The organism is Synechococcus sp. ROS8604 (assembly GCF_014279655.1).
GTDB lineage: Bacteria > Cyanobacteriota > Cyanobacteriia > PCC-6307 > Cyanobiaceae > Synechococcus_C.
Genome location: NZ_CP047946.1, coordinates 1,521,131 through 1,546,352, shown reverse-complemented (window position 1 = coordinate 1,546,352; position 25,222 = coordinate 1,521,131). Strand labels below are relative to the sequence as shown.

23 protein-coding genes and 2 pseudogenes are annotated in these 25,222 nt (G+C 52.9%); 15 read left to right on the top strand and 10 right to left on the bottom strand.

Annotation, left to right across the window (positions count from 1 at the left end; translation table 11 throughout):
• The first annotated feature begins 67 nt into the window (after window positions 1-67).
• A complete protein-coding gene (locus SynROS8604_RS08090; RefSeq protein ID WP_186543588.1) occupies window positions 68-1,765 on the top strand; it encodes an alpha-keto acid decarboxylase family protein in 1,698 nt (565 codons plus the stop codon).
• A gap of 346 nt (window positions 1,766-2,111) precedes the next feature.
• Here the strand turns inward: SynROS8604_RS08090 and SynROS8604_RS08085 are convergent, their stop codons facing one another.
• Window positions 2,112-3,185, bottom strand: coding sequence for a phosphotransferase (locus tag SynROS8604_RS08085; protein ID WP_186543586.1), 1,074 nt, complete (start codon window positions 3,183-3,185; stop codon window positions 2,112-2,114).
• Between the two features lie 1,119 nt (window positions 3,186-4,304).
• Between SynROS8604_RS08085 and SynROS8604_RS08080 the strand changes: the two genes are divergently transcribed.
• Window positions 4,305-4,574, top strand: a complete 270-nt coding sequence (locus SynROS8604_RS08080) for a DUF1622 domain-containing protein (protein ID WP_370586493.1) — start codon at window positions 4,305-4,307, stop codon at window positions 4,572-4,574.
• Between the two features lie 207 nt (window positions 4,575-4,781).
• On the opposite strand, the gene SynROS8604_RS08075 is transcribed toward SynROS8604_RS08080, so the two are convergent.
• The 4 genes and pseudogenes from SynROS8604_RS08075 to SynROS8604_RS08060 all read right to left on the bottom strand — a co-directional run bounded on the left by SynROS8604_RS08075 (window position 4,782) and on the right by SynROS8604_RS08060 (window position 8,770).
• A complete protein-coding gene (locus SynROS8604_RS08075; RefSeq protein WP_186543585.1) occupies window positions 4,782-5,567 on the bottom strand; it encodes an ABC transporter ATP-binding protein in 786 nt (261 codons plus the stop codon).
• A gap of 282 nt (window positions 5,568-5,849) precedes the next feature.
• Window positions 5,850-6,787, bottom strand: a pseudogene (locus SynROS8604_RS08070) (LOG family protein).
• Window positions 6,788-6,816: 29 nt separating this feature from the next.
• Window positions 6,817-7,338 (bottom strand): annotated as a pseudogene (locus tag SynROS8604_RS08065) (PhoH family protein); the annotation flags it as partial.
• A complete protein-coding gene (locus SynROS8604_RS08060; RefSeq protein WP_370586492.1) occupies window positions 7,226-8,770 on the bottom strand; it encodes a molybdopterin-dependent oxidoreductase in 1,545 nt (514 codons plus the stop codon). The gene SynROS8604_RS08060 and the pseudogene SynROS8604_RS08065, both read right to left, overlap by 113 nt.
• A 1,190-nt stretch (window positions 8,771-9,960) precedes the next feature.
• Between SynROS8604_RS08060 and SynROS8604_RS08055 the strand changes: the two genes are divergently transcribed.
• The 5 genes from SynROS8604_RS08055 to SynROS8604_RS08035 all read left to right on the top strand — a co-directional run bounded on the left by SynROS8604_RS08055 (window position 9,961) and on the right by SynROS8604_RS08035 (window position 13,783).
• Window positions 9,961-10,743 (top strand): ATPase, encoded by a 783-nt coding sequence (locus tag SynROS8604_RS08055; protein ID WP_186543583.1) that lies wholly within the window; start codon window positions 9,961-9,963, stop codon window positions 10,741-10,743.
• A gap of 13 nt (window positions 10,744-10,756) precedes the next feature.
• The gene (locus SynROS8604_RS08050; protein WP_186543581.1) at window positions 10,757-11,572 is read left to right on the top strand and encodes a metallophosphoesterase; all 816 of its coding nucleotides are present in this window, start codon (window positions 10,757-10,759) and stop codon (window positions 11,570-11,572) included.
• The gene (locus tag SynROS8604_RS08045; RefSeq protein WP_186545893.1) at window positions 11,572-12,282 is read left to right on the top strand and encodes a phosphoesterase; all 711 of its coding nucleotides are present in this window, start codon (window positions 11,572-11,574) and stop codon (window positions 12,280-12,282) included. The genes SynROS8604_RS08050 and SynROS8604_RS08045 overlap by 1 nt, the downstream gene beginning before the upstream one ends.
• A 318-nt stretch (window positions 12,283-12,600) precedes the next feature.
• Complete coding sequence (locus tag SynROS8604_RS08040; protein ID WP_255444957.1) at window positions 12,601-13,236, top strand: Coq4 family protein; 636 nt, start codon at window positions 12,601-12,603, stop codon at window positions 13,234-13,236.
• 280 nt (window positions 13,237-13,516) lie between these two features.
• Window positions 13,517-13,783 (top strand): hypothetical protein, encoded by a 267-nt coding sequence (locus tag SynROS8604_RS08035; protein WP_186543579.1) that lies wholly within the window; start codon window positions 13,517-13,519, stop codon window positions 13,781-13,783.
• 370 nt (window positions 13,784-14,153) lie between these two features.
• Here SynROS8604_RS08035 and SynROS8604_RS08030 read toward each other — a convergent pair whose 3' ends face one another.
• Window positions 14,154-14,528, bottom strand: coding sequence for a hypothetical protein (locus SynROS8604_RS08030; protein WP_186543578.1), 375 nt, complete (start codon window positions 14,526-14,528; stop codon window positions 14,154-14,156).
• A 469-nt stretch (window positions 14,529-14,997) separates the two neighbouring features.
• On the opposite strand from SynROS8604_RS08030, the gene SynROS8604_RS08025 reads away from it, so the two are divergent.
• A complete protein-coding gene (locus SynROS8604_RS08025; protein ID WP_186543576.1) occupies window positions 14,998-15,804 on the top strand; it encodes a hypothetical protein in 807 nt (268 codons plus the stop codon).
• A 12-nt stretch (window positions 15,805-15,816) separates the two neighbouring features.
• Window positions 15,817-15,957, top strand: a complete 141-nt coding sequence (locus SynROS8604_RS08020; protein ID WP_186543574.1) for a hypothetical protein — start codon at window positions 15,817-15,819, stop codon at window positions 15,955-15,957.
• A 27-nt stretch (window positions 15,958-15,984) separates the two neighbouring features.
• On the opposite strand, the gene SynROS8604_RS08015 is transcribed toward SynROS8604_RS08020, so the two are convergent.
• From SynROS8604_RS08015 to SynROS8604_RS08005, 4 genes are all read right to left on the bottom strand, one after another.
• Window positions 15,985-16,710: a YcgJ family protein gene (locus tag SynROS8604_RS08015; RefSeq protein WP_186543573.1), complete on the bottom strand. Its 726-nt coding sequence runs from the start codon at window positions 16,708-16,710 to the stop codon at window positions 15,985-15,987.
• Between the two features lie 52 nt (window positions 16,711-16,762).
• Entirely contained in the window at window positions 16,763-16,894 is a 132-nt protein-coding gene (locus tag SynROS8604_RS15855; RefSeq protein ID WP_255444956.1) for a hypothetical protein, read from the bottom strand.
• Window positions 16,872-17,192, bottom strand: a complete 321-nt coding sequence (locus SynROS8604_RS08010; RefSeq protein WP_186543572.1) for an AAA family ATPase — start codon at window positions 17,190-17,192, stop codon at window positions 16,872-16,874. The genes SynROS8604_RS15855 and SynROS8604_RS08010 overlap by 23 nt, the downstream gene beginning before the upstream one ends.
• Before the next feature lie 393 nt (window positions 17,193-17,585).
• A complete protein-coding gene (locus SynROS8604_RS08005; protein ID WP_006852746.1) occupies window positions 17,586-18,017 on the bottom strand; it encodes a tellurite resistance TerB family protein in 432 nt (143 codons plus the stop codon).
• Between the two features lie 220 nt (window positions 18,018-18,237).
• Between SynROS8604_RS08005 and SynROS8604_RS08000 the strand changes: the two genes are divergently transcribed.
• From SynROS8604_RS08000 to SynROS8604_RS07975, 6 genes are all read left to right on the top strand, one after another.
• Complete coding sequence (locus tag SynROS8604_RS08000; protein WP_255444955.1) at window positions 18,238-18,963, top strand: hypothetical protein; 726 nt, start codon at window positions 18,238-18,240, stop codon at window positions 18,961-18,963.
• A gap of 73 nt (window positions 18,964-19,036) precedes the next feature.
• Window positions 19,037-19,660 carry a DJ-1/PfpI family protein gene (locus tag SynROS8604_RS07995; protein WP_186543570.1) on the top strand — a complete coding sequence of 208 codons (624 nt, stop codon included), beginning with the start codon at window positions 19,037-19,039 and terminating at the stop codon, window positions 19,658-19,660.
• Window positions 19,661-20,365: 705 nt separating this feature from the next.
• Window positions 20,366-22,777, top strand: coding sequence for a phosphoketolase (locus SynROS8604_RS07990; protein ID WP_186543569.1), 2,412 nt, complete (start codon window positions 20,366-20,368; stop codon window positions 22,775-22,777).
• A 107-nt stretch (window positions 22,778-22,884) separates the two neighbouring features.
• Complete coding sequence (locus SynROS8604_RS07985; RefSeq protein ID WP_186543567.1) at window positions 22,885-23,955, top strand: acetate/propionate family kinase; 1,071 nt, start codon at window positions 22,885-22,887, stop codon at window positions 23,953-23,955.
• A 98-nt stretch (window positions 23,956-24,053) separates the two neighbouring features.
• Window positions 24,054-24,431 (top strand): thiamine pyrophosphate-binding protein, encoded by a 378-nt coding sequence (locus SynROS8604_RS07980; protein ID WP_255444954.1) that lies wholly within the window; start codon window positions 24,054-24,056, stop codon window positions 24,429-24,431.
• On the top strand, window positions 24,409-25,110 hold the full coding sequence (locus SynROS8604_RS07975) for a DUF1214 domain-containing protein (protein WP_222930082.1): 702 nt from the start codon (window positions 24,409-24,411) through the stop codon (window positions 25,108-25,110). The genes SynROS8604_RS07980 and SynROS8604_RS07975 overlap by 23 nt, the downstream gene beginning before the upstream one ends.
• Window positions 25,111-25,222: the final 112 nt, after the last annotated feature.

The window sequence follows — 25,222 nt, the reverse complement described above, 5'->3', positions numbered from 1 at the left end:
CGGGTGTCGTATGGCTTTAGAGGGCAACCACGATCAGACTTAGCCACGAATCATCAATACCGGTTCAATGGCTCCTTCTGTTGTGACCTATACCCTGGATCGTCTCGCAGATCTTGGGATCGGCCATGTGTTTGGTGTGCCGGGTGACTATGCCTTTCCCATCAACGATGCGGTGGAAGTGCATCCGCGGCTGACGTGGGTACCATCAGCGAATGAACTCAATGCGGCCTATGCAGCCGATGGCTATGCCCGCCGCCGTGGGGCTGGCATCGTCTGCACCACCTACGGCGTGGGTGAATTGAGTGCACTCAATGGCCTCATGGGTGCGATGGCTGAGCGACTGCCTGTGTTCCATTTGGTTGGTACCCCCAGTCTGCGGATCGTGCGCCAAGGACTGATTTGTCATCACACCCTTGGAGATCGCAACTATGAGCGCTTTGAGGCGATCTCCGCCTCCGCAAGTTGTGTGAGCGCCCGGCTCACGCCCGAAAATGCCGTGATTGAACTGGAGCGCGTGATTGATAAGGCGCTGGAGGAATCCAGGCCTGCTTATCTCACCTTTCCGATGGATCTGGCTCTGATGCCGATCACCGGTACGCCGATCCAGGGATCACCGCTTGGTGTGATCGATCAACACGACAGTGTTGCTGGCGAACTGGAGGCTGTGCTTGATCTCCTGATGGCACGGATTGCCGCCGCATCCAGACCCATGGTTCTTCCCACCGTCACCTTGAAGCGTTTCGGCCTGGTGAGTGCCTTTGAGGCCTTCCTCAAGGCCTCTGGTCTGTCTTATGCCACCACGCCGATGGACAAGGCGCTTCTGAGTGAGGAGCACCCCGCTTTCCTTGGGATGTACAACGGCGGCCGGTCAACGCCTGCGGCCTTGCGCAACGTGGTTGAGGACGCCGATCTGCTGATCGATCTAGGGGGTCTAGTGCTGGAGGATCTCAACACAGGCCTTTGGAGTGGCTCCCTTGATCCCAAGCGGATTATTGCGTTGCACGCCGACTGGGTTCAAGCCGGTGACCGGGTGTTCACGAGTGTGAGCATCAGTGATGTTCTGGCGGGTCTGACGCAGCGTTTTCAGCACTCCCCTAAGCGTCTGAGCTCCTGGGGAGAGCAGCGTCCTGTCCAGCCCGCTCCATTCCTTCCCCTCAGCGGAGCCGCTGATCAGCGCACTGATTCGGCTGTTTTTTACCCTCGCTTGCAGCAATTCCTGCGCCCCACCGATCTGTTGGTCTCCGATACCGGCACATGCCTGCTGAAGCTCAACGCGATCAGACTGCCGGCCGGTGTGAGCATGGAAAGTCAGACCCTTTGGGGATCGATCGGATGGGGCACTCCCGCGGCTCTGGGATGCGCCCTGGCGGAACCGGAGCGGAGAGTTGTTCTCGTGACCGGTGATGGCGCCCATCAGCTCACGGCACAGGAGATCGGGGTGATGGGCTTCACAGGGGTTAATCCTGTGGTGATTGTTTTAAACAACGGTCTCCATGGGATCGAGGCGTTGATCAGTGAAACGGGTCATGCTTACAACGATCTGCCCCCATGGCGCTTTGCGGATCTGCCGGCTGCGCTTGGATGCAGCGGCTGGTGGTGCGGGCGGGCTGGCACCGTGGCGGAGCTGGAGCAGGCATTCGCTGCGATCAATGCTCATCAAGGAGCGGCCTACCTCGAGGTGCTGATTCCTGCTGAGGAAAGCCAACCACTGGCAGAGGACGTCATCGAAACCATGCACCAAACGATGACCCCTCAATCGGTGTAAGCCGGCTCATGACATTCCGTAGGCCACTTGCCTAAGAAGCAGCCAAATTCCAATCGTGAAGGTTTTTGTTGAGCTGATGCGAATCCTGATTACCCCCTAAGTGGGGGATCACTGGAACTGAAACCTCTTGCATGCTCGTGGAAGCACCAAAAGTCATTTGGTTATGGTTTGGTGTGGTTTTATCAGTTGATCTTTCTGCGCTCGGCTAGCGGGGGTTGCGCTGTGGCTTCGATGTTGAGGGCGTAGGCGAATCCCACCCCGACATCTACCGCGCCTTCGCCATTCATTAAGTCTTCGCAGGTGTTGCGGAGATCAAAGCCATGTTCGAGATCTTAAGGCTCGCCACTTAGACAAGGGATGGAAGCGCCTCGAGCGCTTCGAGCTCCAGGATGAGAGCACAGGATCTCTCAATCCATTCATCATTCAGCAAAATGGCCCGGGAGCTGATGTTGGGATCTAGCTGCCAGTTGTGCAGAAGAAGCACGGAACTTAGGCAGCGCAAGGCTGCCAGTTGCACGTCAGCCCAGGCCTCGGCGAGCGTGTAATCCTTCACGCCGTAAGTTTTCAGACTCTGATGCCAAAGTTTGCAGAGTTCACGGAGTCGTCCGCGTCGGGCGGGCATCGGCACGCCCCCGCCGATGAGGTAAGCGAGATCGATTGCAGCCATCGAGCGTGTGGGGGTGCCCCAGTCGAGCACCACAACGTCACGCTGCGTGTTGTTTTTTGCAAACAGCACATTCTCAACGCGCAAATCGCCATGGACAAGGGTTGACGGTCGCTGCGCCATCGCTTCGTCGATGGCCTGTGAATGCTCGATCACCAGGTCGATCGCTTTGAGAACTTCAGGTTCTACACGCAGCTCGTAATCATCAAGGAAGTTGCGATGAAACGAGGACAGGGTCTCGGTGCTGCCTTGAAACCAGAATTGGTGATCAGGTAACCAGTCATGGTGAAGCAAATCCGAGGCATTCCAGAATCGTGCGTGAACCTGGGCAATCGCATCCAGAACCTGAGAACAGGCATCTGCTGTGACGCCGCGTACTTGGTTTCCAACAGCCATCATCGACAGGTCTTCCAGCAACAACCAACGACCCTCATCGCTGGAGCCATTTCCAGTTGCATAGGTTTGAGGCACCAATGAAGACAGCTGTGGCGCAAAGGATCGATAAAAACCCACCTCCCTGCGAAAACAATTGAGAAGAAGGGCTATTTCCCGGCTTTGCGGATCATCACTGTCGATTTTGAGAATTAACGATGACGGAAGAGCATCGGAAGGCCCACGCGGGCGAAGGCGCATCGTGTTCGAGGTGAATCCCTGTGGTACTCCCAAGGACTCAATCTCCAGCTCATCAACACGCAGATTTAACTGTTCACTGAGCCAATTCGGATCGATTGAAGCACCAGACGGGAGAATCGGCATGAACGGTCAACGCAATCAAAAGTTGAATTCAATATTGGCTGTCTATTGCCAATATTGACTGTTCAATTTTGCCATGAAGGGGAAGCCAACCTAGAGAATAGTTTCAACCTTGATCGCTTTCTTGGCAAATCACTGCTTCCTTTATGATAAATTGCAGAATGCTGACTGATTTAAGTTTGCTCTGTCTGGCCTGCAGGGATATATTCTCTGATGCAAGTGATAACCTGTAATAAAGTTGCACTATATTATGTGCTCTGATGTGATGAAGATTGGCGAGGTAATAAGCAAGTAATATCAATTCTATGGTCAGACTAGGTAATTGCAGATATTTATATCGATTTTTTGTAAATACTCAGAATCGGATAATCCATTGGTCTAAAAAAGTTCATATAAACTTCCCGTTGCTTTTGTGTAAAGACATCTGGTACAATGAAATTAATAAGGTCAGTTGTAATTGGCTTTGGGAAACATTCAAGACTGGCCTTCATGACCTCTTTGGAGCGAGATTGTGGAATCGAGCAGTCTGTTGGTTGAAGATGGCTCAATAAAATCAATACGCTTTTCTTCTTGAAAGCTGAATTGGTGCTTTGATTTAATGCAACTGATATTTATCCTGGGATGAGATTGGCTGAACAACTCTTATTTTCTTGGCCGTGTTTCGATCGTCCGTGAATTTCGTTACTCACTTTTACGCTGTAAGTCAAATACTTAAATTGTTTTGACCATAGCATTCATAAGCGTCTGCTTGATGTAGTGCATGGCAGCAAGCAATGTGATTTAAGGTGGATAGTAAATAATTAAGCCACTAGATATTGCCAATAATGCTCTTCCTTCTATTCAGTAATTGAACATTGTAGTTGCTTGTCTAACGGTTTCGAGATGCTTTCTGAGAATGATGCACTGCAAAGACTGGGAAATAAATGAATCAAGAAACGATTCATAAACTGGAAGAAATGTACGTCGGCTTCATGCCGTTGCGTATTTTGCCATCGCTGATTCATAATAAAAGAAATTATCGGTTTATTCAAAATGGAGTAGCTGGAACATGTACTGCTAGTTGCGGCTGAGGGCTTACGACTTTTTCTTGAATGCTTATCTGTGATTTCGGTTGGCATTGGGTTGATTGCAATTCTCACGCCACATGGGAATTTGAGGTTGAGAAAAATTCCCGCCAGACTTTTGGCTCGTGGCCCCCTCGCATCGGCACGCTTAACCTTTGGCAGTTGGATAGCTTTGGCTCTTGAGTTTCAGCTTGGGGCTAATGTCGTGCAGACTACTGTCAGTAGAGAAGCATCAGCCCTTATTCAATTAGCTGCTGTCGCTGTGGTACGCACCTTCTTGAATTATTTTCTCTCACTAGAGCTTGAAGAGAAAACTCATGCTGATTAGTTTTATCTTGTTTTTGCAATTATAAATTCCATAAAGCTAGAGTGCCATTTTACTCTTATCATAGTATTCCTTGAGAGATTAGGCGTTCAGCACAGTCAATTTGTTCATTCATGAGTAGGAATTCTTGGTCTATTGAGCCAGAAATATGCATGTTGATCGGATCCTGAGCCAGGAGGCTTTGCTGGTTGCAACTGATGGCACCTGCGCTCAACCTGGTAAGACCTGTCTGAATCCCTTGTGCTCGAGTACGCGTAATGGAGTATTAAACAGATTGCTTAGTCTGTGGTCTTTTAGTAATTGTTTTGGAGTACCATCTGCGCAAATTCTTCCCTGCTTTACGAATAAAATCCTGCGCATTTCCGGGAGAATGGTGTCAATCCGATGGGTAATCACCAGAAGGGTGGTGCCTTTTTGGCACAGCTCTCGCATGGTGATCAAGAGTTGATGGCATGCCTTGAGATCGAGTGCCCTACATGGTTCATCAAGAACCAGCACCTTTGGATTGTGGACGAGCGCTCTGGCAATCATCAACCGGCGACGCTGGCCGTCTGATAGCTGTCCATAGGGCTTCTCTGCGAAGGCCTCAAGATTCAGTTGTTTCAGAAGTATGTCGCTTTTGGTGATTTGATCCAGGCTGGGATTTTGGTCACGACCTAGCCGTGTTGAACCAAAAAAGGCACTTTGAATCAATTCTCTTGCAAGAATTGATGGACGAAATCTTGTTTCTAAGTCGCTATTAACGATCCCAATAGAGGAGCGCAGTTCCCAAATATTGATGATGCTCGTTCCAAAAATCGCAAAATGAGAATCCGGCTTAACGATTGGGTAAAGACTGCGATTAATGATGTTAACGATGGTGCTTTTGCCAGCCCCATTTGGCCCCAGTATTGTTGTTGACTCTCCAATTTTTAATTTTAAGCAAAGGTCGTGGATTACGGGCTGTCCACTTAGCCAAGCTTCAAGATGATTGGCGTCAAACCAGATATCGCCCATGGCTTTCAATGTGTCGTAGATTCAATTCTAGCAATGGTGTTATGCCATCTTCAGGTTTTCAAGAAAGGAAGCTGATGTGAGTCTTGAGGTTTTGATTGTTTGTTTCTATCAGAGCGATTGATGCGATGACGGCTTCCAGATTGAGAGGACAAGCGCTAGGTCCTTGACTGATCAGTTGATGGCTAGAATGGTTGCCTTGATGTGCAGGTAATTTTTATATGAATGGTGCTCGCTGTTCAGCCTATTTGTTTCTTATTGGAGTAGCATATATTTACGGAACCCTCAGACAGAAGAGATGTTGTTATTAAGATAAATGTTTGCATATGGTCCATATTGTCTATGCCTAGGAGTCTGACTCTGACTCTGAATCAGATCCCAAGCCTCAGTGGCAGTGTCGGCAAACTGGATGAGTTTCAGGTCTTCATCATCAATTAGTCCTGAATCAGCCATGAATTTAAAATCAATAAGTCGTGACTAATAGTCTTTGCCGAAGAGCACAATAGGCATGGCATGTTGTGTTCCCACTTGCCGTAGCGTTAATAACTCAAAAGCTCATCGAGGGTGCCGTAACCACCTGGAAACAAAACAGCACCTACGGCACGCATCACAAAGTGAAATTTACGTAGTGCAAAATACTTAAACTTAAAACAGAGATTTGGCGTAATGTATGGATTAGGATTTTGTTCATGTGGTAGTTCAATATTCAGTCCGATTGAACGGCAACCAGCATCAAAAGCACCACGATTAGCCGCTTCCATAATTCCAGGACCACCTCCTGTCACAATCACATGGGTTGAACAACTAGGCCCTGAGATTGGTCCTGATTGACCAAAATGAGAGGCTAGAAAGGCAAATTCCCTTGCTGCGTCATAAAACGACGATAGTTCCACCATTTTTCTGGCTCGACTCACCTTTTGCTTCCATTGTACTGAATCTGGATGTTCATCAAGCCCTTTGATCGCTTCCTTAAGACTCGTTTCTGCAGCTGACTTTTCCTGTAATCTTGCATCTCCAAATACAATGATAGTTGAGGTGATGCCAGCCTCCTCCAGGAAAAGCTCAGGCTTGCTGATTTCCAGCAACATCCTTACGCCACGCATTGAGGAACGATTGAGAAGATCAAGATCCTGATGCGCGAGTCGATAGGTGTCCGAGTGAATGATCTGCTCAAGGTTGTGAGCCACTCGGACTGGATCTTCACTTGGCAAGCCTGAATCCATGAAATTTGAAACCATGGGCTGCTCTTTTCCAACATGTTGGCTGCTAGTTCAGCCAATGCACTTCGTTCTCCCCGCGTCAAGGTCATATGACCAACGAGAATCTGACCTTTTAAGCGCTCTGCGAGCCAAGTGAGACCGATGCTCTCCGCATCCACGTAGGTGTTATCAATCTGATACGGGTCACCGGTAAACACGATTTTCGTTCCTTCACCCACACGAGTCACGATTGTTTTCACCTCATCAGGGGTGAGATTTTGCGCTTCGTCGACCACCATGAATTGATGAGGAATCGAATGTCCACGGATGTAATTGATGGCTTCTACTTCTAGAAGTCCCATCTCGCGGAGATCAGACCAGGAGCTTTTTGGACCACCACCATGGCGGCGGCGATCATCCTTTTGCTCATTGCTCATTGCTCATTGCTCATTGCTCATGGCATCACCCGTCAGGAAATCCAGGTTGTCCACGATCGGTTGCATCCAAGGAGCAAGTTTCTCGTCCAGAGTTCCCTGCAGAAATCCGATCTCTTTGCCGAGCGAGATAGGCAACCGTGTCAATCTGACCAAGGGCGCGACGAGCCTGATTGCTATCAGGATTGGCGCCATACAGATTGCCGCCAAGACAGAGCAATGCATCCACCTGCCCCTGATCGGCAGCCTCGATCAGATCACGGGCGTGATAGCCGGGAGTGCGGCTCAAGGGGCGTTTCAGTAATGCTTCGAGGGCCAGTCGCATCGGTTCGCGCAAGCGAATGGACACCCCCATCGAGCCAAACCCCTGCACGTTGGAATGACCACGGATCGGCATTGTTCCCGTGCCAGGACGGCCCACATTTCCGCTTAAAACAGCCGAGTTAGCAATGGCCTGCACATTGGTCGTTCCATTGGAGTGATGCGTGATCCCCATGGCCCAGGCGAACACCACAGCACGACAACTCGCCAAACGGGCAGCGGTGTGTTCCAACTCTTCTCGACTGAGGCCACAGCACTGGGTGATCGACTCCCAGCTGGTTGACATCAGTTGTTCTTGCAAGGCCTCCCAACCGTCGCTATGCGACTTCACAAACTCCCATGCGATAGCGCCACTTTCCAACCAGGCCTTTTGAAAACCAAGAAAAACGGCCGTATCCGATCCTGGAATCGGTTGCAAGAAGAGAGAAGCGATCTCACTCCCGAGCAATAGGGAACGGATCGGGAAGGCAGGGGAGCCAAATTTGAGAAGACCCCCTTCAACCACAGGATTGATCACCACCACCGTGCCCCCTCGATCGCGGAGGCGAATCAACTCATTCATCAAGCGAGGGTGATTCGCCGGGGCGTTAGAGCCGACCAAAACGACGCCATCGGCTTGACGCAAACTCTCCAAGCTCACATTGGAGGTGCCGCTGCCGAAAACGCGAGTGAGTCCCACACTCGATGGTGCATGGCAGAGATCGGAACAGTCCGCGAGGTTATTCGACCCTCGCGCCCGCATCAACAACTGGAGCAAATAAGCCGCTTCATTGGAGGATCGTCCAGAGCTGTAAGAGGCAACTCGCTCGGGAGGGGAGGCCAGGAAAGCATCGGCCAGACGTTTGTAAACCTCGTCCCACTGAATCGGTTCATAAAAATCCTGACCCGCCCGATGAATCAAGGGGCGATCCAGGCGCCCAAGTCGGTCACAGGACGCTGAGTCAAAGTTCTGCAGTTCACCCAGGCTGAGGCGATCAAAAACATGGCGAGGAACAGCTGGCTGCAGTTCGGACTGGATCGCCTCAACACTTTTGATACAACGCTGGAGCGGCTCCCCTAGCTCATCGCGAAAGCCACCGTTCTGACCTCCAGTCCCCCAAGCACAAGACAAACAAGCACTTTTGTGATTCAACGTTCGCCAGAGCCTTTTGCCCCTTCTGCTCAATAAAGCCCGTCCCCATCCTGTGATCACGGACCATCCGCCACCACGCTTGATACCGTCCAGTGGCAACTGGCTGGGGTCGATATCCATGGTTTGACCATCCAACGGCATCTTGAAATTAGATAGTTCGGCTTCGTTCCTCACGTATTGAATACAAATAGACGCGCTTGTGATCAGCAATTCCAACGTTTAGACAAGTTCTAAGATCAGATTGATCCCTGAAGTCAGCAGAGCTCCCCTTAAGTGATAGGCCAACCTGAAAGGTTGGAATCGCCTCCGAGAGTGGAAGCTAAGGCTGAATGTCACTGCAGTAACTGGAGCGAATCTCAAGTGCAAAACTCAAACCCACCACTTTACATCTCGCGTAATGACTCAAGAGCACGTTTTTAACGATCCGAACGATGTGGGGAGCGCTCCTGATTTATATCAGGTGCAATCTGTTGGTAGTCGTATTGGGTCTGATTGATATGTACTTACTATAACTACCCGCCAACCCGAGATGCTGTCGTAAGAGTCCAGCCGTTAGAAAACCTGGAAGCGTGGACTTTCGCCCTTGTTCTTCGATCGCGTAGCCATAACCAGGGTTCAAGAGCCTTGAAAACCTTTCATCAAGTGGTACTTGAGCGAGACACATGATGCGAAGCAAAGTTTGTTCAGTAACGGGTTGAAAACCGTTACATACAAAGTACGAGGTTTTGTTTTTGCTCTCAATACATCACTCAGTTGTACAAACTCACGCCCAGTTGCACAAAATTGTAAGGACAATCTAGGGTTGCTCTCATTAAAATTATTGCAAACAGGTGGCCTAAAGAGGCATCAGCGGCCACCAGGGCCAGCGTTGATCTACAGATTGAATGCTGCTTGCAGCCACTCATTTCTTGGCCCGTACTCATGATTCTGCCTAATGGTTCAGCCATGTAGCTGCTGAGTTGCAATAAGACAGAGCCCCTGATGATCGACTTTCAGCAGAACCAAGCAATGATCCGAGCAAAGATCATGCCCTAACGAATATTCGTCGACTTCAGAACTAGCTTTTTAACCACATACAAATAGATTCTGCCTCTCCAAAAAATCAAACGTTCCTGGCAAGAGTTGTATGAAGGTCGCCGGTCTTGACGAAGCGGCCTGCAACCTTGATTTGAGGGACCAGTTAACCGCATTGCTCGGCATTGCTGACCTAACCCTTGATTTAGCAGTCAGAATCGCTTGTGTGGCCATAATGAGAATGATTCCCATTCCAGGCTTGCTCTGGAGCGGGGCGACGACCTAGCCCATTCACCATGCAGCAGATCTGGTTGATCACCGGCCCCCCTGGCTGCGGAAAAACCAATTGGATACGCGAAACCCTGCTGAACCATGGGGGCAGCTGCGCTTATCTCCGTCTCGACGGAACGACCCATGACGGCCTGGAACTTGGCCATAACGCAGGCATCGACCGCAGCTGGCTGATGGACCAGATTCCCCAGCTGGAGGATTGGTCCGAGCCAACCTCCGATTCACAGCTGTCGTCGAGTGACCGTTTTGTGTTGATAGAGGCCCAGCAGTTTTCTGCACCAAAGCCAAGCGCTGACCGACCTGATCCGCAAATCAAGCAGCAACTGGACCGGTTCCATCTCACCCCGGATCGAACGTTGCATTTCGGGGTGGACCCGGAACTTCCCAAACAAGACACCCTGGACTTCACCAAACTTGAGGCCTGGCACCGCGATCTTCAGGGGTGCGTTTGGGATCCGAACAGCCTCAGCAGCTTCTGGTTCGAGTTGGTGAACGGAGCCTATGGGGATGTTTATCGCGCCAAGGCACTGATGAACATGCCGGATGGACGATCTTTTTTCTGCAACTGGATGGTGAGCCCATCGGGATCTCAATTTCTTCCTTTGCAGTCGGTGGTTCCGCCAACCGGCAGGCCCCGTCGACGGTCTCACCTCGTGATCCAGGGAAAGGACCTGATTCCATCAGGCATCGAAAGCACGATTAACGACTGCTTGCTCAGTGACGACGTTTTGGAGCTTCAGCAGGCCCCTCTGCGGGATCAACAATCCAATCTTCAACCCACTTTTTAAACCCCTGCTAACGATGGCCCACGCCGTGATCTCCTGCCTACATGCCAACCTCGCGGCTTTTGAAGCCGTGCTGGACGACATCGACCAACAAGGCATCAAAACCATCACCTGCTTGGGCGACCTGGTTGGTTATGGCCCTCAGCCCAATGAAGTGGTGGAACTCGTGCGCGAGCGCGCCATTCCCACCTGCCAAGGCTGCTGGGATGAAGACATCATCGATGGCCTCAACGCCTGTGAATGCAGCTATCCCTCCCAGTTGGCCGAGCGGCGGGGCCATCAAGCCCATCACTGGACAGCCAATTGTTTAACGGACGACAACAAAGCATTCCTCGCCCAATTGCCGACCACCCTGCGACGGGACAAGTTGCTGTTCGTTCACGGAAGTCCCAACAGCCAGCACGAGTATCTACTGCCAGACATGAATGCTTTTGCCGCATTGGAGCGAGTGGAAACAGCAGGAGCTGAAACGTTGTTCTGTGGTCATACCCATCAGCCCTATGTGCGCGAACTGAGCGGTGGTTCAATCCGCGTCAGCGTGCAGCAAAGCGGCAGTGAGCCAGCCCGTGAACAGGAGATGACCCTGCCGATGTGTCGCATCGTGAATGCTGGCTCCGTTGGAGAACCCAGGCACGGCAGCACCAAAGCCACCTACGTCGTCCATGACGATGTAAGTGGCGAAGTCAGCATCCGAGAGGTGAATTACGACGTGGCCAAAACCTGCCAGGCGATTGTTGAGGCGGGCTTGCCCGAAGTGTTTGCCTGGCGACTGAGCCATGGCTTCGAATATGCCGAGCGTGCTGAAGATGCCAGCCATGTGTGCGAGCGATGATGGAACGATGGGCTCTGGTGAGTGGACTGCGTGGGGATCTTGATCTCTACGAGCGGATCCAATCCGAGATAAAAAAACAGCGCGGTACTGCACATTTATTTGTCTTGGGCGACATGATCAGTCCTGATCGCAACTGCGATGCGCTATTGATGCGTTTACGACAACCCAAGCGCGGCGATCTGCAGCCCAACTGCGTCTATGGATGGTGGGAAGAACAGCTATTGGTCGACTACGGCTACCGCGGCAACCAGAAGCCAGACGTTCGGAACAAGCCTGACGGTGCATCCACAATGCAGCACCTGCGTGAAGCTGTAAGCCAGGACCACATCAACTGGCTGGCATCACTGCAATTCGGCTTCATCGAACTGGACTGTGGACTCATCCACGGCAGCTCAGCCGACGTTGGTGATTCGTTGCAGGAAACCACCTCACCGTTGATCCTTCTGGATCGCCTGACTCGCTTGGATGTGAACAGACTGTTCACCGCTCGCAGTGGTCGGCAATTCCGATTGCAACTCACTGGGGGGCAGATCCAGTCCAAAGTGAAAGATCACGCCGGGGAAGGACAAAGCAATCAGGCTGTACCCAAACGCAGTGTGATCGGAATCGGTTCTGGAGCGAACTACACGGTGTATAACCCTGCCAGTGATCACATCAAGTTTCTCAGCGTTGCAGGGAGATCAGGACGTTCGAATCTTGGTTTCGGATAAACCCGAACATGACCGTGCACAATTGCGATGGGATGCATGGCATTGGAATGATCTCCCTCCGCGGCATCAGTCATTCAATTTCATCACAAGCTTTTGAAGAGGCATAAAACCTAGTCATCCGTCGCTGAATCGAGCATCTATTTTTTGTGTTGCACTCACTCCTACCCAGTTGCACAAAAAACTAGGGACAACGCAAGGCCAATAGCCTCAAACTAGTTGCTCTCAAACACCCTTAAGTGGCAGCAGCGGCACCAGGGCCAGCTCTGTTCGTCTTTGGCGCCACGGCTGACGCTTCCCGACTGGTCAAGCAGATCCCTGGTGACTCAGCAAAGTCTCAGAAACAAATCACCCATTCGGGGGAAGAAATCTTTTGGGGTTCCAGCGACATTGATTGCAGAGCTTCATTCACTGATGGTTACAGAACAAAAGAACTACGTACGCTCATCATTTTCAGAGGGTGTCACAAAGCTAGGGATTTCGATTCTGCAGACAGCAAAGCAGCCTGAAAGGATCTTTCAACACGGCCGATATTTAGGAATTCCAGGTAGTACCAAGCTGCAGAAAGACTGTATAGAAAGGAACCTAGCCACCCCAAAAGTTCAGGAGCTACTGGCCAACCGGCCTTCAGCACGATGGCCAGATCTTGAGCAAATGGCTGCTATGCCAAAAGGGAGCCTTGGTTGGTGCGTGCATCGCCGTCTGGAGAAGCTTGAGATTTCTATTTTAGTTGATCAATCGCAGATACCAGAATCTCAAACCGATGAAGAATTCGCGACAACCAGAGCTTTCAGGTTGCATGAGATTCACCACACGATTCTTGGTCTACCGATCACAGTGCCTGGCGAAGCTGCTGCGACGGCGTTTTATGCAAGCACTGGATCAGTCCCCACTGATATAGGAACTCTTTCATCGTGGATGCTGCGTGGTGCTTACGAACCAAGTGGCGCAGGCTGATCTGGGATGCAATCGGTTTTGGCATTGTAGTTGGCCAGAAGGTTCCTGAACTGTTCTCACCTCGCTGGGAAGAGGGCTGGGAAAGGCCCATTACCGATTGGCAGGATGAACTGGGAATCAGCGAGCTCCTGAAAACGTCTCCGTTCCAGGATGAATTTGCAACCATCTATGGATTCAATCTCTAATGATTGAGTTCTGAAGATGCTGGCTCTGCCTGCCTCTTCAAACGGTGAAGGACAACCAAAAAACCTCATCACCCCCCCTGTGGTGGGGTTTCTTGATGGCCAGCACGATTCCAAGCCGCCTCTTGATCAGTAGTTTCTTCGGCGTCTTGGACCCCCTGTTGTTCCAGCAGCTCAAACACCAGTGGGCTTATCAAACCGTCCTGCAGAAGCTGTTGGTTGGACTACGACAAGGCTTGGTTCCCGCAGAGCAATGCCATACCCAACTCCAAGCCGAGCGTGCTAAGTGGCTTCATCGACACCGTTGCCAGCTACAGACACGTTCATCTTGCTGGCATCACCTGGTGCAGGCGTTCAGCAAGTAGCAAGAGCGCCGATTTCTAAATCCAGCCCAGAGTCAGGTCTCAACAGTAGTGACAAGGGCCACACTGATAGCTATTCAGGCTGCGAATCAGCACTAGCCCATAAACACGACCAGTTGCACAAAATCCCAGGGACAACTCAGGGATCAGCCCCTTAAACTCATCGAGATCAAACACTTCTTGGTGGCAGCAGCGGACAGAAACCCCAGCGCTGGCCCGAAGGATTCACACCAGCTCCAGCCACCAGATTCCCCGTCAATGCAGTAATTCTGCTGAGGAATGGATCAAGCTGTTGTCAATCCACCCATCAGGCACAATCCGCCGGGTGGAACTTTAAGAGGTAGCTGATAGAGGGTTACCATTAAATAAGACATTAATCGATGTTTCCGGAGAGAACACTCGAGGCAAGTTCAGCTTTACATGCCTGCATGGCTTTTAGCATCTGCTGCGAAAGTGGCTTGAGCTCAATGCCTGCTTTGGCATAAGAATCAGCAGGAGAAATAAAGTTTTGAGTTTTCTGGTACTTGACCAGCCGCTTGTTCTCTTCAGGCAGAACGAGATTGAACTGCCCATAACAACCCGAGAAGCGCCGCAATACTTCCTCGGCGGGATCGTTAACGGTGGCCCAGTTCGAGGAAAACAGCTCAGCAGCTGCGACCTTGCGCGGGTAGTGGTGATTCTTGGTGAGCTTTATCGCTCTTGGCCCTGACTTGCCCACATAGGCTGTAAGAGCATCAACCCAAATCATGCCGGTCCAAAGCTCATCGGATTGAGGGAATTACCATATTGCAGCTTCCACCATCGTTTCTAGAAGTTACCTTGACGTGACCCCCTTCATTGGTCAATTCTGGATATTAATTGCGAAGCTGTCTCAATGCATTGCTGAAGCTACCAGCGTTATTTCTACTGCAAAGATGACGGATCAAGCGAAAAAAGTCAGTGGTGGCTATTGCCTGCTCTCGCATGATTGCCAGATTGCTTTGAGATCACAAGGCCAGGGTTAAAACGAATGTGTCGTGCAATGTCCAACCGTGATTCTGTTTCAAGCGGAGTTCAACGAGCATTGGCAGGGAGAAGCCGTCACCCATAGCGCGCATAAAAAGCCGGACGATTTACCGCCTACGCGAAGAGGATGGCTACGAAGAAGCTCTCAGCGGTTGGTTGCACCACAGCTCATTGACACGATGATCAGGATCTTCAAAGGATGCACTGCTCTGTTGACAGCCACCGTTCTGCTCGGGGCCTGCAGTCACCCTCAAGCCAACACTTCGGCACCAACCCCGGACACTCAACAACCAGTCGCGAACCCTGAAAAGCCCAAGGGTTGGGACAGCGACAATTTCTTCTTAGGACGCTGGCAGGGCAACAGCACGGCCGGGCGCGCTGTGATCGATGTGCTCAGCGTCGAACCGAACCGGGTGCGGTGGGGTAACGCCGCCAATGGGATCTGCGACAGCGATTACAGCGTTGAACAACTCCCCTGGGGACGCAACGGCCGCTTTCCCGATCAGCTGATTCCTCCATCTGAACCAACGGACCTGGTGTACGGCGTTGTCCGGCTCACCCTGCAACCACGGCCATGCGACAGCGGCGTTGCCATGGTCCAGCTGGCCAAGCCGTTGGACGGATCCGGATCCCTCCAGGTGGTGACCTACGACGCCAATGGATCCACCCGCGGCAACTTTCCCGACCTCACGGAACTGCCCCATGAACAAGCTGCCCAACCCCACGATTTCTATGGCCGTCCCCCGATTCAAGACAAAGCGACGTGGCCGCTCGCCTGCACGATCAATGGCATCGCCTCAACCTGCAGAACCGAGACTGCAGCAAAAGGCGGCTTCACGCTCTACTTCTCCCACGCCGAAGGTCCGATGTTCAGCTTCACGGCCGTCGGTCCGCCGACCACGGATCGCCGGGAGATGGTGGATGGCTCAGGCCAGCGCTGGGCGATGAGCGGCCATCACTCCTTTGAACTCGAGGAAATTGGCGGCAACGGCAACAGGATCACGGTGAGCAGCCCCTGAGACGGATCGCCGATGCCAACCCCGCTGCAACGACGGCGAAGTCACAGATGCAGGGCGGCCACGCTGGTGGCGACCGCGGCGAGCCTGATGCTGGCCCTGCTGGCCTTCGGCCTCGCTCTGGCCGTGATTTGGCGTCGACGCCCTGGCCCGTGAAGAAGGGGAACAGGGCGAGCCAACGGATTAACGAAACAGGTTCTCAAGCATCGCGCCGACGGCCGCTCCAGCCACTTCCCCAGCCGTGGGTTGCGGGTTGCCGTTGTTCTGCGTGGCCACCAGCTTGTAATTGGCAAAGCGGAACACGCCTGTGTTGCCGTGATCCACAAAGGTCACCGGCCAGCTGCCCCCGAAGGAATCGTTGATGGTGTAGCTGTGGCCGCCTTTGTTGGAAAAGACGTAGGTGTTGTCGTTGCTGAGATGAATGCGAAAACGGCTGGTGTTGCCCTTCACCACCTGCTTGAGATCGCAGGGTCCATCAAACATTGTTCGGCCCGCCTTGCTGAGGCTGCAGAACCCGGACTGTCGGGCCACCTGCTTTTGTGCATGGGGCTGCGGCTGAGCCGGGGCGGAGCCGAACAACTGCCTGGTGAGCCGTTTGTCTTTGTTCTGCGCATTCCACCCATCGTTCCAACAGGTGCGCTGGGCAATGCTGCAGGCCTCACCAGAGCTGAGCCGGAAGTCGCGGCTGCTGGAGCGGCTGAGGTTCTGCGACAGGCGATCCGCGGCGAACTGGCCGAAGTAGATCCTGGTGATGCCGATCGAAGGCCCATAGCTGTCGTAACAGACCTGGCCCACCTGATCGCAGACCTCACCCTTACGAGGGAAGGTGATGGCATCACTGTTGGCCTGGGCCGCCAGTGGACTCACCAGCAGAGCAGCGAAACCAGCAACCGTGACGACAGAGAGCATCACAACACGAAACCAACTAACACTGGAAAGTTAGGGAGAAGGTTGAGCTGCGTCAGCCATCGGCGGTGGGATCGGGCTCATGCAGAGGTTGATCGCTGTTGCTGATCAGCCCGGCCAGCGCCAGACGCTGCGCTCCAGGGTTGTCTGGCCCTGTACTTCCGTTAGGAGAAGGGATCGGCCGCAAACCCCAGCCGCAGGCGCACGGCCTGCTGACGCGAGCCTCCCTGCACCGGTTGTTGCCCCTGACGCATCGCCCGGCTCAATCGTTCCGGCCCGGCCCACATCACCGCCGGCAGCCCGCCTTCACGGGCCAGGGCACCCACGAGCTGGCCTCGGGCCGCGGTCACGATTAAACGCAGGGCCCGGTAGAGGTTGGATTTACCGCTGCCGTTGGTTCCTGTGACCAAGGTCAAACGATCCAGGGGCAGCACCACATTCTGGAGGGAGCGGTAACCACTCACGGCGAGGCGCTGCAGCGTCATGGCAAAACAAGCAGGTACAGCCCAAACCAGAAAGGGACCGCACAAGCTTCGAACAGACTTCGATAAAGCACTTCAGAGCAACAAAACGCGACTGAGACCCCCTTCATGGTTTCTCTGGAGAGGCAGAGAGACTGGTGAATACAATTCTCTCGAGAAATGCCCTCAAAATCACCTAATTGCACCGAATTCCAGGGACAACTCAGGGATAAGCCCAAGCCCCTCAGACCTATTGCCGTAATGGAGTACTAAGTGGCAGCAGCGACCACCAGGGCCAGCGCTGATCAGCAGGATCGCTATCTGCATCCACGCTTGATCCTCAGTTCCGCACATATCAATTTTGTACCCTTATCGAGGCGCTGTCGTTGATGTCATCGTCCTGAAGATTCAGGATCTTTAGGCTGGTTGAGTTTGCAGTTCAGACCAGAGCTTCAGTTGATTGTGCAAGACATCAAACACCGAATCGATACGATCGGATTCCGGTTTGGCAATCGAGAGAATCAGAGCCAGATGATCCAGATGCCGGCGTTCTTCGGGCTCGTAAGGACCGTCAGATCGCATCAACTCTGATGCCATGGCGTAAGCGGTGAGTGATTGGCTGCTGCTCAGCGCCTGAGCCGCTTCAAGCATGAGCGCGTTGTTACCGATTTCCCGGCGGCGTGTCAGGAGGCAATCGATCAGATCAATCATGGATTGCTCACGCATGTTGCAGTAGGGCTCGCGGTAATCGAGCGCATGGCGAAAGGCCCGTCCCCCCGCTGGAGTGAGCGAGCCATCCCAAGCCACAGCTGTCAATCCAATGGCAGCAAAGGCGGTCAGCGAGTCCATAACAGCAGCATTTCGGTGTCTGTTTTCAATGCTGGCGTCACCATGGTGATGATCACCATTTGATGCCCCAGTACTCTCAATGTGCTCTTTGCTGCTCCAGTCTGATCGTGCTGTTGATCACCATTTCAAGCACTTGAGTAGAATTACTCACTTGCCTTATTTGTGTTTCCTGAGCCTGCAGCCTGCGGTGGCTTGTGTGCACTGCTGCTAAACCAAAGGAATGAACCGAACTGACATGGGCCTTGTCTGGTTGAAAGCCCCTGCTGCAGTTTTGCTGTGTGGCGCGCTTCTCGGGGCTGGTTTTCCTCATCCCGTTGCCAAACGCATGCTGGGTACCTGGGTGCTGACCGATAATGACAATGTGCCATTCAATCTGATCCTGCGAGCCGATGGTTCTTCGCTCACAGTGATCGGCAAACGTCATCCCGATCTTGGAGTGCCGCAGCGCATGACGCGTAATCAGCTGTTGGAGACCGGCAGCTGGCAGCCCTGGGGGAACGGCATCCGCTCGACCTACCGTGACGGTTGGACCGACACGATTCAACTCGGCCCGGCTGGTCTGGTCCAGTGGTCATGGAAACCAGGAGCCTCACTGAATGGAGGCCCCAGCAATCACGGCAAGGCGGTGCAACTCACGCGTCCGGTCTCGGCTTGGGTGGGAGCGTACAAACTGCAGCCAACCCAGCCCGAGAAACCCCCCTATCTCGCGGTGCTCACCTCCTCGGGAATGGCTTTTAACAACATCGATCAAGTGGCCGATGGCTCCTGGTCGCTGCGGGACAATGGCAGCGTGATGATCAAGTGGACCAGCGGTTGGCGCAGTCTGATCAAGCCACCAGCAAGCGGCATCCCGGCCCCAAAGCAAACGATCTCTGTGCAGCACTGGAGGCCAGGAGTGCCGATCAGCGAACCCGCTAGTGCTATTCGCAGCGGTACGCGGCTCTGATCTCGAAGCCAGCAGCCTTGGCAACGGCCGCTTGCACCAGCTATGGGCGTCATCCACGCGTGAGGACTAGCCAATGTCCAACAAACGAAGCATCGGAGTTCTTCTCTTTGAAGGGTTTGAACTTCTTGATGTCTTTGGTCCACTGGAAATGTATGGAATGGCAGCAGACCATTTCGACATCCGCCTGATCTGTGAGCATGGCGGCGTGATCGCCAGCCACCAGGGGCCCGAGAGCATCGTGGATTGTTCTTTTTGCAATGCACAAGCGTTTGATCTGCTGTTGGTTCCGGGCGGGCCAGGTACACGGCATGAGGTTGGCAATCAGGTGCTGTTGGATTGGTTGAAGGATCAGTCGCAGCGAGCCACTCTCGTGACCTCCGTCTGTACTGGCAGTGCCCTACTGGCCAAATCCGGCGTGCTGGATGGGGTACGTGCCACCACCAACAAGATGGCCTTCGATTGGGTGACGTCCCAGAGCGAGAAGGTGCAGTGGCAGAAACAAGCGCGCTGGGTGGAAGATGGCAAGTTCTTCACCTCATCGGGCGTGTCCGCTGGAATTGATATGTCGCTCGCTGTCATTGCCAAGCTGGTCAGCCAGCAAGCGGCAGAGCAAGCCGCCAATTTTGCGGAGTACGACTGGCATCGCGATCCGAGCTGGGATCCTTTCGCCAAATTGCATGGTCTGGTTGACGATTGATCCCTCTATGCCTCAGTGATCGTCTTTGCTGCTGTTATATAGATGTCTTGGGTAGATGTCTTGGGTAGCTTTGCCTCGGCAGCTTGGGCGCGAGACATATCGTTTGAGAGTCCAATTTCCCAGGCAGGATGTTCCGCCTTTTGTGGAGCAGCTATCGAAGCGAGAAATCAAAGTGGTGTCAGCCCTGGTTTTTGGCTTGAGCAACTAAGCGGTTGCCAACCAATTGTTGATTTCACTGGAAACAGTGAAAATGCATCTTGCCAATGTCATTGGTGCCAAGGGCTGCACCCAACTTGTGTTGAAAGCGATTGCTTACGGGTTGGTCGGTCTCCACGGTTTACTCCTCTCGAACAGCGGATATGCTCTGCACGCCTCCGATTGTCAAAAGTTTCACCTTGGTTGAATTGTCCGAGAAGTTTTCAGGCAATAGAATGAATCGTAAGTTCTTGGATGTTGTCTTCTTAACTTACAGTGCTTGATAGAAGTTTAAAAGTTGTGATGCGTCTGTCGCAGAAAGTGACAACCTGTTTGATTAAGCGCTTGCTGGCGCTTCCATTCTCAACTTGATCCTCTTCTCGCGAGAGTGTTGCAGATTCGGCTCAAACAGAAAATGATGTCTATGGTGCATGCATTCACATATTCTGAGCGCTAAAAACAACGCGATGGTGTGTGCTCATCCCACAAACCATCGTTGAATTGCAATCCATGTCGAGCTCACTCCGTCAGACGACCATCGAAATCTCTGCACCTGATGTCGAGGTGCTTCTGGCACTTGACGCTTACTGGCGAGCAGCGAATTACCTCGCCGTCGGCATGATTTATTTGCAGGACAATCCCCTGCTCAAGGAGCAGCTTCGCCCCGAGCACATCAAAAACCGTCTGCTCGGTCACTGGGGAAGTAGTCCAGGTCAGGCCTTTATCTGGACCCACGCCAACCGGCTGATTAATCAATACAACCTGGACATGATTTACATGTCTGGACCGGGGCATGGGGCCCCAGGAGTCCGTGGCCCGGTCTATCTCGATGGAAGCTATACCGAGCGCTACCCAGATAAATCAATCGATGCAGAAGGGCTCAGAAAGTTCTTCAAGATGTTTTCTTTTCCAGGACATGTCGGCAGTCACTGCACTGCCGAGATGCCTGGTTCGATCCACGAGGGCGGTGAGCTCGGCTATGTCCTCTCCCATGCCTGCGGTTCGGTTTTAGACAACCCAGGGTTGATCACCATCGCCTGTGTGGGCGATGGCGAAGCGGAAACCGGCCCCTTGGCGACAAGTTGGCATATCAATAAGTTCCTCAACCCCATTCGCGATGGTGCGGTCCTACCAGTCCTGCATCTGAACGGCTACAAGATTGCTAATCCGAGCATCCTCAGTCGGATCGATCATGAGGAGCTTGAATCCTTGTTCAAGGGCTATGGCTGGACACCGATCTTCGTTGAAGTCTCCGACCCGATGACGATGCATCGTTCCATGGCGATCGCCATGGAACAGGCCGTTCTTGAAATACAGCAGCATCAACAACAGGCTCGCAGTAGCGGCAAAGCTTTCCGGCCTCACTGGCCCATGATCGTTCTTCGCTCTCCGAAGGGTTGGACAGGCCCAAGCGAAGTTGATGGTAAAAAAGTCGAGAACTTCTGGAGATCGCATCAGGTTCCGGTTGCTGATGTGAAAACCAATGAGAGCCACCTACGGCTTCTTGAAGATTGGATGAAGAGCTACCGGCCGTGGGAATTGTTCGATGAGAACGGAGCTGTCATGGAGCATATTCGTCAGTTATCACCGAGCGGTGATCGTCGTATGGGTAGCAATCCCCATACCAACGGAGGTGTGCTTCGCAAGGAGCTGTTGTTCTCCGCAATTGAGCAGCATGCCGTGGAGGTTCAGAACCCGGGAACCACAGAAGCGGAGAACACTTATCCATTAGGCGAGCTCATTCGTGACTTGATCCGAGATAACCCAGGTGGTTACCGCTTGTTCGGCCCAGATGAAACCCACTCCAATCGGCTTCAAGCCGTTTATCAAGCCACAAAGAAAGTTTGGATGGCGAATGATCTGCCTGAGGATCTTGAAGGCGGCGAACTCTCCAAAGATGGCTCGGTCATTGAGATGCTGTCTGAGCACACGCTGGTGGGAATGATGGAGGGTTATCTCCTCACGGGTCGTAATGGCTTTTTCCATACCTATGAGGCATTCGCCCACGTGATCTCTTCGATGTATAACCAGCACTGCAAATGGCTGGAACACTGTGAGCAGATTCCCTGGAGGGCTCCGATCGGTCCTTGGAACTGCTTGATCTCTTCCACTGTTTGGCGCCAGGATCACAACGGTTTCACCCATCAGGATCCAGGTTTCATGGACCTTGCCGGCAACAAAAAAGGCTCGATTACCCGCGTTTACTTACCTGCCGATGCCAACAGCTTGCTCGCTGTTGCCGAACATGCCCTTACAGAAACCAACGTCTCCAACATCATTGTTTCGGATAAGCAAAAACATCTTCAGTACCTAACGCTGGAGCAGGCTCGGCGCCATGTGGCTAAAGGTTTGGGGATCTGGGATTGGGCTTGTAACGACGATTGCGGAACTGATCTCGATGAACCAGATGTTGTTCTTGCTTCTGCTGGTGACATCCCAACGAAAGAATGTTTGGCTGCTATTGAAATCCTGAGAGATCAAATCCCTCAGGTGAAGGTGCGTTATGTCAATGTAGTGAAACTGTTTGCGTTGGCTCCGGCGACTGAACACCCCCACGGTTTAATTGAACGGGATTTCAACAGCTTGTTCCCCCCGAGTAAGCCCGTCATTTTCAATTTCCACGGCTATCCGTGGTTGATTCACAGGCTGGTCTATCGATGGGATCAGCAAAGTCGCTTCCATGTCCGCGGCTATAAAGAACAGGGAAATATCAACACTCCGCTGGAGCTAGCCATCAGCAACCAGATCGATCGATTCAACCTCGTGATCGATGTGATTGACCGTGTTGATTTCCTTGGCTATAGAGCTGCCCATGTTAAAGAGCGAATGAAAGATGAGATTCAAAAGCATCGCGTCTATGCCTATACCCATGGCATGGATGCTCCGGAAATCAACAACTGGCGGTGGACAACCCTTTCTTGAGCGACCGCAACATACCAGGCCCAATGGGCTCCGATCTTCCTCGGGCAGGATGACAACATTTTGAACATCTTTCCTCTCTATATTGAGATCAACTGGGTGGACCGCTGATGACAAGCCTCGTCCTTGTGATCAATCTCGGTAGTTCCAGTTTCAAGGTTTCCCTGGTGGATTCCACGGGAGCCAAAGTTTGGTACTGCAATCGCAAGCGAAGCACAGGGGAGTCCGTCAGCACAGTCTTGAATCAGTGGCTGACTCCAGTTGTTGAGCGTCATCGCCATCAGATTCAGCTCATCGGTCACAGGATGGTGCACGGCGGTGAGGACCTCACTTCTCCAACGCTGATCACACCGCAGTTAGAGCATGCACTTCAGATGCTCATCCCTCTGGCCCCCTTGCATCAGCCACCGGCTCTTGCTGGACTGGCCTGGACCCAGCGCTTGGTGCCTGATTGCCCGCAATGGGCATGCTTTGACACAGCGTTTCATCGCACATTACCTATGGCTGCTAGCACCTACGCGATCCCGCAGAGCCTTCGCGACAGGGGACTTCATCGCTACGGTTTTCACGGCATTAACCATCAGTACGTCTCCGAATACGTTGCCGATTACTGGCGAACGAAGGGACGTGACCCGTCTCAGCTTCGTTTGATCAGTGCTCATCTTGGTGGAGGAGCGTCGCTTGCAGCAGTGAAGGGTGGCAACTGCATCGACACCACCATGGGTTTCACTCCACTAGAGGGACTCGTCATGCAGACGCGATCAGGGACCATTGATCCTGGACTGATCCTCGAATTGATCCGGCAGGGATATGACGCAACAGAACTCAGCCACTTGCTGCTGAACGAGTCAGGCCTCAAGGGACTATCCGGCCTCAGCGGAGAGATGCGCGAAATCCGTGAGTTGGCCCTGGAAGCCCATCCCGGTGCTCTACTGGCCCTTGCCGTGTTTCGTCACCGGCTACTGCAACAGCTAGGAGCCATGGCTGCAAGCCTGCAAGGAGTGGATGTTCTCGCCCTCACCGGTGGCATCGGTGAACACGACGAAGCTCTTCACATTGAGCTGCATGAATCACTTAATTGGTGGGGAGCGTTTGAAACTGTTGTGGTTCCAGCCGACGAAGAAGGGATGATTGCTCGCCTCTGCTTGCGCCACCAGTTTTCGTTGACAGCGACTGATTGAGGAACTCAAGGCACCGTTAGCTGCAGATCTCTGGGTGTCGTATGGCTTCAGGGGATGATCGCGATCAGCATCAGTAAATGATCTGCAATCCCGGCTTGATGACTCCTCTCGCTGTGACCTATGCCCTGGATCGCCTCGCAGATCTTGGGATCGGCCATGTGTTTGGTGTGTCGGGTGACTATGCCTTTTCCATCAACGATGCGGTGGAAGTGCATGCGCGGCTGACGTGGGTACCATCAGCGAATGAGCTGAATTCGGCCTATGCAGCTGATGGCTACGCCCGCCGCCGTGGGGCTGGCATCGTCTGTACCACCTACGGCGTGGGTGAACTGAGTACGCTTAATGGCCTGATGGGCGCGATGGCTGAGCGACTGCCCGTGTTCCACTTGGTTGGAGAGAAACGAGAAGGGGAGCTTCCAGTTCACCGGTTTGGTGGATCCCAGCGACACGACGGTGGTTACGTCACAAGCCACTAGGGACTACGGCTACAAATGGTTTTCAGATGGCCCCGCGATCCTGACGACGCCGACTTACGACAAATTCATGTCGCTGTCTGTTTTCGATATGAGGCACAACGTGCCGGCTTTCATCACCAACCCACCAAAGCCGATCCTTCTTAAGCGACCAGGCCAGGCGGTCCCCGCCGTTGACTTTCTGGTGGTCGAGCTGGAAACGGATCAGGGTCTTGTGCTGACCAGGATGGTGGTTGTCGACAATCTTGACGCCGTTGTCGCGTCCTGTAGCCAATTCCAGATGCAGGGCGGCAAGGGATACATACAGCGTGAGGTCAAGCAATTCAGTTCAGAGACGACAAAGAATGCCCAGGCTGTGATCGATACGGTGATCTCCTACATCAATCCCGATGAAGCCCTCGGTCGGGTCAGCAGCGACGTCAGCTTTCTGGATCTCGCACCAGGAGTCAAACTTGGTCAGCTTGGAACGCCTGCGGACACGGTCCGTTATGCCACGATCCTGGTCGACGACACTGGCGCACCATTTCGAGGTGATGCGACTTACACCCTGACTGTGCCCTCTGGTCTTTACAAGCTAGGCGGCTACTTCTCCGTCACCCACTACGGAACCGATAACAAACTGCTGATCCCAAACGATTTGAAGATCTACGACCAGATCACATTTTCCTCAGAGCCGAACTAAGACGGCACAACAACTATCACGCTGAGTCCTAGTAGAGGTGGCAAAAACGGAATCCCCACCGGCAAAGCCTTTTATGGAGTCCGTCGTGCGTAAGTGCCAGCACCTGGAGCGA